The following is an 11191-nucleotide window of genomic DNA, read 5'->3' as shown; positions in this document are numbered from 1 at the left end:
TCAGCGCCTTCTTCGTAGGCTGCGACGTTTCCGTCGTAGCGAGCCGCCCATTATAACCGGCTTTTCTGCTTCGTCAACACCTAATTTCGAGGCGGCGACTTCAAGCTTTCCTTCTGCTGGCGCCTCTTGCGAGGCCCCTGCGTCGGGGGAGGTGAAGTATGTGCTTCTTTGCGGGGTTTGTGAAGGGGGTGTGGAAAGTTTTTTCCAACTTTCGTTCATTGGGCCGCTGCGGAAGCAGGGAGTGCTTTGCGTGCACCTTGTTAGTGTGCGGAAGCAAGACCTTCCTGTTGAGCGGATTGAGCGTGCCGCGTTGCTGACACAGCGACGCTTCGCCCTACCCTCTCCCCAACCCCTCTCCCGGGGGGGGGAGAGGGGCTTCAGGCATCAGGCGCTTGCCACCAGCAGGACGCGGGCGAAGGTGCGCTTGCCTACCTGCAGCAAACCTTCGAAGCCGGGCTGCAGTACGGTCTGGGCGTCATCGACTACTTCGCCGTCCACCTTCACCGCACGCTCCTTGAGCTTGCGGGACGCTTCGGAGTTGCTCGGGGTCAGGCCCGCCGCGGTCAGCAGGGCGCCGATACGCAGGCCTTCGGCCGGGATGGCGACTTCCTGCAGCGGCAGCTGGGTGATGTCGCCCTGCCCGGTCACCGCGGCATTCCAGCCGGCAATCGCCTGCTCGGCAGCGGCAGCATCGTGGAAGCGGGTGGCCAGCTCGCGCGCCAGCCGCAGCTTGATCTCGCGCGGGTTGATGCTGCCTGCCTCGACGTCGGCGCGCAGCTGCTTGGCCTCGTCAATCGAGATATCGAAGCTGAGCAGGTCGATCCAGCGCCACATCAAGGTGTCGTCCACCTTCATGGTCTTGGTGACGATGTCGATCGCCGGTTCGCTGATACCAATGTAGTTGCCCAGCGACTTGGACATCTTATTGACGCCATCCAGACCTTCCAGCAGCGGCATGGTCAGCACGATCTGCGGCTTCTGCCCGTGGTGTTCCTGCAGGCCGCGGCCCATCAGCAGGTTGAACTTCTGGTCGGTACCGCCGAGCTCGACATCGGCTTCCAGCGCCACCGAGTCGTAGCCCTGTACCAGCGGGTAGAGGAATTCATGGATGGCAATGGACTGCTGGGCGGCATAGCGCTTGGCGAAATCGTCACGCTCGAGCATGCGGGCGACGGTGTGCTGGCCGGCCAGGCGGATCATGTCGGCCGCAGTCATCTTGCCGAACCACTCGGAATTGAAGCGGACTTCGGTCTTCTCGCGGTCCAGCACCTTGAACACCTGCTCTTCATAGGTGCGCGCATTGGCCAGCACGTCTTCCTTGCTGAGCGGCTTGCGGGTCAGGCTCTTGCCGGACGGGTCACCGATCATGCCGGTGAAGTCGCCGATCAGGAAAATGACCTGATGGCCGAGGTCCTGGAACTGGCGCAGCTTGTTCAGCAGTACGGTGTGGCCCAGGTGCAGGTCCGGTGCGGTGGGGTCGAAGCCGGCCTTCACGCGCAGTGGGCGGCCGCTTTCCAGACGCTGGCGCAGTTCTTCCACTTTGAGGATTTCATCGGCTCCACGACCGATCAGGGCAAGGGCTTCATCAATCGAGGACACGCTAAAACTCCCGACTTCGCAGTCAAAAACATGAATGGTGTTAAGTACAAGTTAACCACGTTAACCGATTGAAAAGCCATGCGGCTCAATGGTTTGACGCGGTATTGATAGGTGTCTATGTTACCTGCGTTTGGGCCCGCGATCCGGGTCGACCAGAGAACCGACCGATGTCCCAACCCGATCATGGCTCCGCGCGCAAACAGCGCTTCCAGGAAAGACTCCACGTCCTGCACGACAACGCCCTGCATCGGAAGTTGAAGGAACATCTGCCCGCCGCGTTCAACGAACGCTGGAACCGGCGGCACTGGATCCACGCCAGCCTGTTCGTCACCATCGGTGCATTGGCGGCGACAATCGTCCCCGGTTTTTCCAATTCCATCGACAGCAACCTGCCGTCGTCGCATTCCACGCTTGCCCTGCCCCTGCCGCCGCTGTCACTGGCGCGGCGCGGCGAAACCCCCGGCGACAGCTGGCAGATCCAGCGGGTGCAACGTGGCCAGACCCTGAGTGATCTGTTCGAAGCCGCCGGTGTACCGGCGACCACCATGCAGAAGGTGCTGGACCATCCAGGCACCCGCGAGGTGCTGACCAAGCTGCGCCCGGGCGCCGAAATCGCCTTCGACCTGCCGGTAAACGGCAGCCTGCGCAGCATCCGTTTCGACCGCGATGGCAATCATCGGGTTGAGCTGAGCCTGCAGGGCGACCAGATCCGCGAAAAGGTCAGCGAGCGGGCAACCAGCACCCGCACCGTGGTGGCCAGCGGTGAAATCACCAGTTCGCTGTACAACGCCGCGCGCAAGGCAGGCCTGTCGCCCTCGGCCATCGCCACGATGACCGATGAAATCTTCAAGTACGACATCGACTTCTCCAAGGACCTGCAGCCGGGCGACCGCTTCAGCGTGGTCATGGACGAAACCTGGCGCGAAGGCGAGCGCATCGACACCAGCAAGATCCTGGCAGCGACCTTCCAGACCGGCGGCAAGACCTATACCGGCTTCCGGTTTGATCGCAATGGCAAGTCCGAATACTTCGACCTCAACGGCCGTTCGTTGAAGAAGAGCTTCATCCGCTCGCCGATCCAGTTCGCGCGCCTGAGCTCGAACTACGGCACCCGCCGCCATCCCATCCTCGGCACCATGCGCACCCACAAGGGCGTGGATTACGCCGCACGCACTGGCACCCCGATCATGGCCGCCGGCGACGCCCGCGTGCAGTTCGCCGGCACCCAGCGTGGCTACGGCAATGTGGTGATCCTCGACCACGGCAGTGGCCACACCACGCTGTACGGGCATATGTCGCGGCTGGGGCCCTACCGTGCCGGCCAGCGTGTCGCCCAGGGCCAGGTCATCGGTTATGTGGGTTCCACCGGCATGTCGACCGGTCCGCATCTGCATTACGAATTCCGCGTCAACGGCGTGCACCGCAATCCACTGTCGGTGACGATGCCGCCGCCGCAGCCGCTGCAGGGCGCCGATCTGGCCGCCTTCCGTGCGCAGACCGCACCGGCGATGGCACGCATCCAGGGCATGGAAGAACTGATCTACGCCGATGCCGGCGACAGCAGGAAGCCGGCAGCAACGCAGACGGCCGCTGCCGCACCGGCAGCCGGTGGCAAGCGCGGCTGAGCCAGCGCAACACCGTTGACGATACGGGCAGGGAGCTTGAAGCTTCCCTGCCCGTTTCTTTTCAGCGACCGCCATGACCCCTGTTGATCCGCAGCTGCCGTTGTTTCTTGGCCTGATGTCCGGCACCAGCGCCGATGGCATCGATGCGGCGCTGGTGCAGTTTCCGCAGAGCGGTGGATGCCACTTCGTACACGGCCATACCCATGCCTGGGACGGCGCGACCCGCGATGCCCTGATCGCGCTGGGCCAAGGCGGCGAGCCCGCATCGATGGATGCACTGGGGCAGCTGGATGCCAGTGTTGGCATCGCCTTCGCCGCTGCCGCCAATCGGCTGCTGGAAGATGCCGGAGTGCGCCGCGAGCAGGTGCGGGCAATCGGCTCGCACGGCCAGACCATCCGTCATCGGCCGCTGAGCACTCCGGCTTTCACCTGGCAGATCGGCGATGCCAACCGTATCGCCGAGCTGACCGGCATCACCACCGTTGCCGACTTCCGTCGCCGCGATGTGGCTGCTGGCGGCCATGGCGCGCCGCTGATGCCAGCCTTTCATCTGGCGATGCTGGGCAGCGCCGATGAAGATCGCGCGGTGCTCAACCTCGGCGGTATCGCCAACCTGAGCCTGATTGCCCGCGATGGCAGCATCCGCGGCTTCGATACCGGCCCAGCCAATGCCTTGCTGGATGGCTGGTGCCAGCGCCATCTTGGTCATGCGTTCGATGCCGATGGTGCGTTTGCGGCCAGTGGTCGGGTGGATGAAGCATTGTTGGGTCGGCTGCTGGCCGAGCCTTGGTTTGCCTTGCCGCCGCCGAAAAGTACCGGCCGCGAGCAGTTCCATCTTGAGTGGGTGGAGGCACAGCTGGATGCGGCGCCGTTGTCCCCCGCTGATGTGCAGGCGACGCTGCTGGAGCTGACCGCAGCCACGGTGGCCGAGGCGCTGGTGGCGCAGCTGCCGGCTGCGCGGCGCGTGTTGGTCTGCGGCGGTGGTGTGCGCAATCCGCAGTTGCTGACGAGATTGCAGGCGCGGCTGCCGGGCGTGTTGATCGGCTCCAGTGCCGAGCACGGATTGGACCCGGATTACATGGAGGCGATGGGGTTTGCGTGGCTGGCACAGGAAACCCTGGCTGGGCGGCCGGGCAATCTGCCCAGCGTCAGCGGCGCGCGCGGGCCGCGGATTCTGGGCGCGATTCATTTGGCGTGAGGCGCTGGCGTGAGGCGCTGGTGGTAGGCGGTAGTGCCGAGCCATGCTCGGCAGGGGCTTTACCGGGAACGCTCCAGCGTAGTGCCGAGCCATGCGCGGCAGAGGCTTTATCGGGAAGGCTCCAGCCGAGCATGGCTCGGCTCTACCTCGGCTCAGATGTCGCTGCCGATTGGTAGCGCCTGCAGGGCCTTGATGGCCTCGGACAGGACATCCACTTCGGGCTCCTCGAATCCACCGCGCACATGATGTTCGCTGGCGAACAAGCCTTGTTCCAGCAAAGCCAGGCAGGTTTCCTCGCGGGTCCAGCCGCGCGCCACCGACAGGCGGCGGATGCGCTCCATCAGCAGCGGATCGATATCACGCAGAGTCACGTCAGCCATGTGCACCACACTACTGTCGGTGAATCCCCCCGGCGGCATCATCAACGACACCGCCGGAGGATTCAATCAGCGCGCGGGATCAACCAGCGCGCGACAACTGGGTAGTGGCATCGACCTCGCGCCGCAGCCACCATGCCATCAGCAGGCCCGGCAGGCCCACCACCACCGATACCAGGAAGAAAATCTGCCAGCCATAGGCGTCGGCCAACACCCCTGCGAACGGCCCGACAAACACCCGCCCCAAGGTCGCAAATGCCGATAGCAAGGCGTAATGGGTGGCCGAGAAACGCGTTCCGCACAGCCCGCTAAGCAGGGCAACAAACGCGGCCGTGCCCATGCCACCGGCGAAGTTGTCCAAGCTCAATGCAAACAGCAGCAGGCCATCCATCGGCGTGGGCTGGTCCAGGTGGACGATCAACAGGTTGAACGCCGGCACCTCAACCGTGCCCCAGGCACCTGCTCCTTCCCGCGCCAGCAGGTAGAAACCGAGGTTGGACACCAACTGCAGCACGCCGAAGCCGATCACCGCCGTCGACAGACGCAGACGCAGCAGGAAGAAGCCACCGACGATGGCGCCAACAATCGTCATCAACAGGCCGATGGTCTTGTTGGCCAGCCCCACTTCAGCCTGGCTGAAACCCATGCCCTTGAGCAGGAACGGGGTGGACAGGCTCAACGCGAACGCGTCGCCCACCTTGTACAGCACCACCAAGGCCAGGAACGCCCCCGCGCCGCGCATGCCGAAATAACTGCGCAGCGACGCGTTGAGCGTCTCGAACTGTACCCAACGGGTAACGCCCAGCCCCAACACCATGGCCGCGGCGATCTGGGTGACGACGAACACCAGCCGCACCCAGCGGTCGGTGCTGTCTGGATCGAGCCCGAACAATACCAGCGCCTGATGGGCCAACCATGCCCCCAGCGCCACGCCGGCGACCAGCGCCAGAAAACCACGCAGCTCACCACCGGCCTTGGAGACCGGTGCCTTGAAGCGTTCCGGCAACTGCGGCATCAACAGCAGCGCCAACACGCCCACTGCCACCGACAGGCCCGCCATCACCCGGTAGACCTGCGGCCAGCTCTGCCATTGCTCGGCCCAGATAAGGGTGATGCCGCCAGAAAGAACCATCGCCAGACGATAGCCAAGGACGGTAAGCGAACCGCCCAGGCCGCGCTCGGCCGGCGCCAGCAGATCGGTGCGGTAGGCATCGATCACCACATCCAGCGTGGCTGACAAGCAGGCCACCAGCACCGCCACCGACGCGAACAACGCCAGATTGCGCGATGGCGACAGCGTGCTCATGAAGGTCAATGCCACGCCAAGCGCGAACAGCATCAGAACGATCCAGCCACGCCTGCGTCCGAGTATCGGCAGGTCGAAGCGGTCGATCAGCGGCGCCCACAGGAACTTGAAGGTGTACGGGATACCAATCAGTGACAGGAAGCCGAGCGTGACCAGGTCCAGCCCGTCCACGGTCAGCCATGCCTGCATCGCACCGCCGGTCAGTGCCAACGGCAGGCCGGAGGCAAAACCGAGCAGCAGGATCACGAACAACCGCCGCAGGCGTTGCAGCCCTGCCGGCGGGGCTTCCACTACCGCTTCACTCACAGGTCGTAGTCCACGGTGAACGGGGCGTGGTCGGAGAAGCGCTGGCCGGTATAGATCGAACTGCCGCGCAGACGCTCACGCAGGCCCGGGGTGACGAACTGGTAGTCGATGCGCCAACCGACATTGTTGGCGCGGGCCGCGCCACGGTTGCTCCACCAAGTGTAGTCCTGGCCTTCGGGGTGCAGCGCGCGGTAGGCGTCCACCCAACCGCGGCCCTTGGCCGTGTCGGTCAGTTCGGCCTGGTCGGCGCAGAAACCGTTCATCCAATCGCGTTCCTCGGGCAGGCAGCCGGAGTTCTTCTGGTTGGACTTCCAGTTCTTGATATCCAGCGCGCTGCGCACGATGTTCCAGTCGCCGCACAGCACATAGTCGCGGCCACTGGCCAGCCACTCGTCCAGGATCGGCTTGAGCCACTCCATCACCTCGAACTTGAAGCCCTGGCGCAGGTCGCCCGAGGAGCCGGAGGGGATGTAGAACGAGACCACGCTGAGATTGCCGAAGCGTGCCTCGATGTAGCGGCCTTCGTCATCGAACGGCGCCCAGCCCAATGCCGTGCGCACCTCATCGGGCTCGCGGCGGCTCCAGATGCCTACGCCGCTATAACCCTTCTTGGTGATGGCATCACGGTAGAAGCAATGATGGCCATCCGGGCGGAACAGCGCGTCGGTCAGCTGCGACTCCTGCGCCTTGGTTTCCTGAATGCAGAGCACGTCGGCCTGCTGGCCGAGGAACCACTCGTTGAAGCCCTTGGTAGTAGCCGAACGGATGCCATTGGCATTGAAACTGGTGATACGCATGAAGGACCGCTGTAAGGAAAGCTCAAGACCGGCACAGCATACCGCCCGGAACGGGGCGGTCGACAAACCCGCGGCGCTTTCGCCTGACAACCGCCCAGCCTTGCCGCCCAGGCCCCTCCAGGACGCGCAACGCAGCAATTGCAAGGGCCATGCTTTACCCTAGCAACCTCAATAGACGATAAGAAAGCGTATTTACATGAGTGACCACCGTTCCCGTTTCCTGCAGCTGGCGCTGAACGCCGACGCGCTGCGCTTTGGCCAGTTCACCCTCAAGTCCGGCCGCGTGAGCCCGTATTTCTTCAATGCCGGCCGTTTTGACACCGGCCTGGCCCTGGCCCAGCTGGGCAACTGCTACGCCGATGCCATCGACGATGCCGGCATTGCCTTCGACCAGTTGTTCGGCCCGGCCTACAAGGGCATCCCGCTGGCCACCGCGATTGCCTGCGAGTTCTCGCACCGCGGCCGCAACCTGCCGCTGACCTTCAACCGCAAGGAAGCCAAGGACCACGGCGAAGGCGGCAGCCTGATCGGCGCCGACATGGCCGGCAAGCGCATCCTGATCGTTGACGACGTGATCACCGCCGGCACCGCCATCCGCGAGGCCCTGGCCATCATCCGCGAGGCCAAGGGCATCCCGGCCGGCATCGTGGTGGCCCTGGACCGCCAGGAGATCGCCTCGGAGCAAGACCGCCGTTCGGCCGCCCAGGCCGTGTCGGCCGAAACCGGCATTCCGGTGATCGCCGTCGCCAATCTGGCCGATCTGCTTGCATTCGCCTCCGGGAACCCGGAACTTGTCGGCTATCGCGAACCGTTGCTGGCCTACCGTGGCCACTACGGGAGCAATCCGACAGGCTGATAGCAGGGGGCTGCCAAGGTGCCGAATCCGTCAAGAACCACCGCAACATTGCTGCTGGTACTGGCCACGCTGGCAATGCCGGCGCTGGCCCAGAACCGGGCGCCTGATGCCGGCAAGAAGCTGTATTGCTGGGACGAGGGCGGCAAGCGCATCTGTTCGGACACGCTGCCACCGGAAGCGGTGAACAGCGCGCGCCAGGAGTTCAATGCCCGCAGCGGCACGCGCTCGGCAGAGGTACAGCGCGCGCTCACCGCCGAAGAACGCGCCGACGCGGCCCTGGCACAGGCCCAGCAGGAAGTGGATGCCGCGGCAGCCGATACGCGCAAGCGTACCGAGCAGGCCATGCTGTCCACGTATGCCACCGAAGACGATCTGCGCCGTGTGTTCAGTGAACGCACGGCGATCGTCGACAACAACATCAAGACGGCGATTTTCAACGTGACCAGCCTGCGTGGCGCCCTGGCGGCACAGCTCACCGCTGCCGGCAACAAGGAACTGGCCGGGCAGAAAGTGCCGGACAAGCAGGCTGGCGAGATCCGCCAGCGCCACAACGAGCTGTTGGCGCAGCTGCGCCTGCAGGCGGCATTTGAACAGCAGCGGCAGGCGCTGGAAGTCGAGATCGCCGAGAGCCTGGCACGCTACCGCGAGCTGAAGGGGATCGCGGCACCGGTTGACGCAGCCGCCGCCCCGGCACCGGCTGTCAGCGCCGAGCCCGCCAAGGGCTGAGGTAGTGCCGAGCCATGCTCGGCAGGGGCTTTCCAAACCATTCACCAGCCTTGTAGGAGCGGCGTCAGCCGCGAAGCCAGCAGCGCTGGAAAGGCCACAAAGCCAACCCCTCCCCAACCCTCCCCTCCGCCTGCAGCGCAAGGGAGGGAGCAACAGCGGTAGTGCCGAGCCATGCTCGGCAGGGCTCTCCCGGTGAGCCATTGGATTGAGAACAAAAGCGGCCTTAAGGCCGCTTTTGTTGTTTAAAAGCCCCCCTCATCCGCCCTTCGGGCACCTTCTCCCGCAAGCGGGAGAAGGCATAGGCCGCCTGCGGCTGAAGGTCCACGTGTCACTGCGACTTCACCGGCGGTTGAAAGTCTGCGGAATACAGCAGATCCCCAGGCAGACTCCGCCCTCTCCCTCTGCCTGAAAAAGGGATAGGCCCCCTGCGGCTGAAGGTCCACGTGTCACTGCCACTCCACCGGCGATCAAAGGTCTGCGCGCTACGGCAGTCTCCATCGCCAGCCAAGACCATTCCTTCTCCCGCTTGCAGGGTCAAGAACAGGCGCTTTCGAGCCAAAGGCTCGTGACTGTTCGCAAAACCCGCGTGCTGCGCCGGGCCAGGCCGGGACTAGGAGCACGCAGAGCCTACTCCCCGCGAAGGCGGGAGCGGATGAAAGGAGCTCCAGCGCCGCTTGTGCTCCCCGCATCAGCGATCACCGCCCCAACAGCCCCCAACTTTTTACGCGCCTTTTACGCCAGCCCCGCCCAAGCAGCGTCGATCGTTTACGCCCCGCAGGATGACGATAACGGCCTGATCGGGGTGATCAGCGTAGTCGTCCGCGCCTGCCTGCCGCCCTGCCCGTCCACCGACGCAGGTTCCGGCACAGCCGGCCGCGTCCTGCTTTCGTTTCCGAGGTTTTCCATGCCCGGCTGGCTTGCTTTGTTGTGCGGCGTAGTGGTGCTGATCGCCGCTGCCTACCTGTTATACGCGGTCCTTCGACCTGAGTCGTTCTGAGGAGCGCCGTCGTGATTGAAGCCACCCTCATTCTTCTGGCCAGCCTGGCGCTGGCATGGCCGCTGGGCCTGTACCTGGCACGGCTGATGCGCGGTACGCCGATGCGTATCGACGTCCTCTTCCACTGGATCGAAAAGCCGCTGTACCGCGTGCTGGGCGTCGATCCCGCCCATTCCATGTCCTGGCGCGGCTATGTGGTTGCGTTCCTGATCAGCAACCTGGTGCTGGCGGTGCTGACCCAGGCGGTGTTCATGACCCAGGCCTGGTTGCCGTTGAACCCCGACAACATTCCCAACATGCGCTGGGACACCGCGCTGCACACCATGGTGTCGTTCCTGACCAACACCAACCAGCAGCACTACAGCGGCCAGGCGCAGCTGTCCTACTTCTCACAGATGACCGGCATCACCGGCCTGCAGGTGATCACCCCGATGATGGGGCTGGCACTGGCAGTGGCAACCCTGCGTGCCCTGTTCATGAAACCGGCCAGCAACGACAGCGGCAATGCCGCACCGCGCGTCACCGTCGGCAACTACTACGCCGACGTGGTGCGCCTGTGTCTGCGCTTCCTGCTGCCGCTGTGCCTGGTGTGGACGCTGCTGCTGAACTGGCAGGGCGTGCCTTCCACACTGGCCGCTGGCCCGCAGGCCACGCCGATCGATGCCGGTGCCGGCATGGAAACGCAGAAGATCCCGCTCGGCCCGGTCGCAGCCATGGTTGCGGCCAAACAGCTCGGCGCCAATGGCGGTGGCTGGTATGGCCCGAACAGCAGCTTCCCGCTGGAAAACCCGACCCCGCTGTCCAATGCGCTGGAATTGATCGGCATCCTGCTGATCCCGATGGCCATCATCTGCATGCTCGGCAGCTTCACCGGACGGCGGCGCTTTGGTGCGCTGGTATTCGGCTGCATGCTGACCATGTCGGTGCTGTCCACCAGTGCCAGCCTGTGGCTGGAAGGCCACAGCGCCAGCGCCGCCAGCGCGTTGCTGATGGAAGGCAAGGAAGCCCGCTTCGGTGCCGATGGCACGGCCTTGTGGTCATCCATCACTACCCAGGTGCAGAACGGCTCGGTCAACGGCATGCATGATTCGCTGAGCCCGCTCGGCGGCATGATGCCCATCGTCAACATGTTGATCAGCGCGATCTGGGGCGGCATCGGCTGCGGCATCCAACAGTTCCTGGTCTACTTGATGATGGCGGTGTTCCTGGCCGGCCTGATGACCGGACGCACGCCCGAACTGCTCGGCCGCAAACTGGAAACGCCACAGGTACGTCTGCTCGCGGTGCTGGTATTGCTGCAACCGATTACCCTGCTCGGCCTCACCGCGCTGACCCTGGCCGTGCCCGGCCTGGCCGGCACCTCCAACCCCGGCTTCCATGGCATCAGCCAGGTGTTCTACGAGT

The 11191-nt window shown here is 64.4% G+C and carries 10 protein-coding genes; 6 read left to right on the top strand and 4 right to left on the bottom strand.

Translation table 11 applies throughout. The features are described from left to right. Positions 1-384 precede the first annotated feature (384 nt). A complete protein-coding gene (gene tyrS / locus RT131_RS19465) occupies positions 385-1599 on the bottom strand; it encodes a tyrosine--tRNA ligase (RefSeq protein ID WP_313174638.1) in 1215 nt (404 codons plus the stop codon). 167 nt (positions 1600-1766) lie between these two features. Between tyrS and RT131_RS19460 the strand changes: the two genes are divergently transcribed. Both RT131_RS19460 and RT131_RS19455 read left to right on the top strand, forming a co-directional pair. Then, complete coding sequence (locus RT131_RS19460) at positions 1767-3224, top strand: peptidoglycan DD-metalloendopeptidase family protein (RefSeq protein ID WP_313174636.1); 1458 nt, start codon at positions 1767-1769, stop codon at positions 3222-3224. A gap of 73 nt (positions 3225-3297) precedes the next feature. Next, positions 3298-4422, top strand: a complete 1125-nt coding sequence (locus RT131_RS19455) for an anhydro-N-acetylmuramic acid kinase (protein WP_313174635.1) — start codon at positions 3298-3300, stop codon at positions 4420-4422. Positions 4423-4574: 152 nt separating this feature from the next. Here RT131_RS19455 and RT131_RS19450 read toward each other — a convergent pair whose 3' ends face one another. From RT131_RS19450 to RT131_RS19440, 3 genes are all read right to left on the bottom strand, one after another. Continuing rightward, complete coding sequence (locus RT131_RS19450; protein WP_313174634.1) at positions 4575-4802, bottom strand: hypothetical protein; 228 nt, start codon at positions 4800-4802, stop codon at positions 4575-4577. Positions 4803-4881: 79 nt separating this feature from the next. Next, positions 4882-6411, bottom strand: a complete 1530-nt coding sequence (locus RT131_RS19445; RefSeq protein ID WP_313174633.1) for an MFS transporter — start codon at positions 6409-6411, stop codon at positions 4882-4884. Then, positions 6408-7208: an exodeoxyribonuclease III gene (locus RT131_RS19440; protein WP_313174632.1), complete on the bottom strand. Its 801-nt coding sequence runs from the start codon at positions 7206-7208 to the stop codon at positions 6408-6410. Before RT131_RS19440 ends, RT131_RS19445 begins: the two co-directional genes overlap by 4 nt. Before the next feature lie 196 nt (positions 7209-7404). On the opposite strand from RT131_RS19440, the gene pyrE reads away from it, so the two are divergent. The 4 genes from pyrE to kdpA form a co-directional block, all read left to right on the top strand. After that, positions 7405-8064 (top strand): orotate phosphoribosyltransferase, encoded by a 660-nt coding sequence (pyrE, locus tag RT131_RS19435; protein WP_313174631.1) that lies wholly within the window; start codon positions 7405-7407, stop codon positions 8062-8064. A gap of 69 nt (positions 8065-8133) precedes the next feature. Continuing rightward, positions 8134-8790 (top strand): hypothetical protein, encoded by a 657-nt coding sequence (locus RT131_RS19430; RefSeq protein ID WP_313174642.1) that lies wholly within the window; start codon positions 8134-8136, stop codon positions 8788-8790. A gap of 904 nt (positions 8791-9694) precedes the next feature. Beyond that, positions 9695-9787 (top strand): potassium-transporting ATPase subunit F, encoded by a 93-nt coding sequence (locus tag RT131_RS19425; protein WP_054660392.1) that lies wholly within the window; start codon positions 9695-9697, stop codon positions 9785-9787. 11 nt (positions 9788-9798) lie between these two features. Continuing rightward, a partial coding sequence (gene kdpA / locus RT131_RS19420) for a potassium-transporting ATPase subunit KdpA (protein ID WP_313174629.1) occupies positions 9799-11191 on the top strand: 1393 nt, incomplete at its 3' end.

Source organism: Stenotrophomonas sp. (genome assembly GCF_032066555.1).
Classification (GTDB): domain Bacteria; phylum Pseudomonadota; class Gammaproteobacteria; order Xanthomonadales; family Xanthomonadaceae; genus Stenotrophomonas.
The sequence above is the reverse complement of the archived record's forward strand: the minus strand, read 5'-3'. Positions and strand labels throughout refer to the sequence as shown.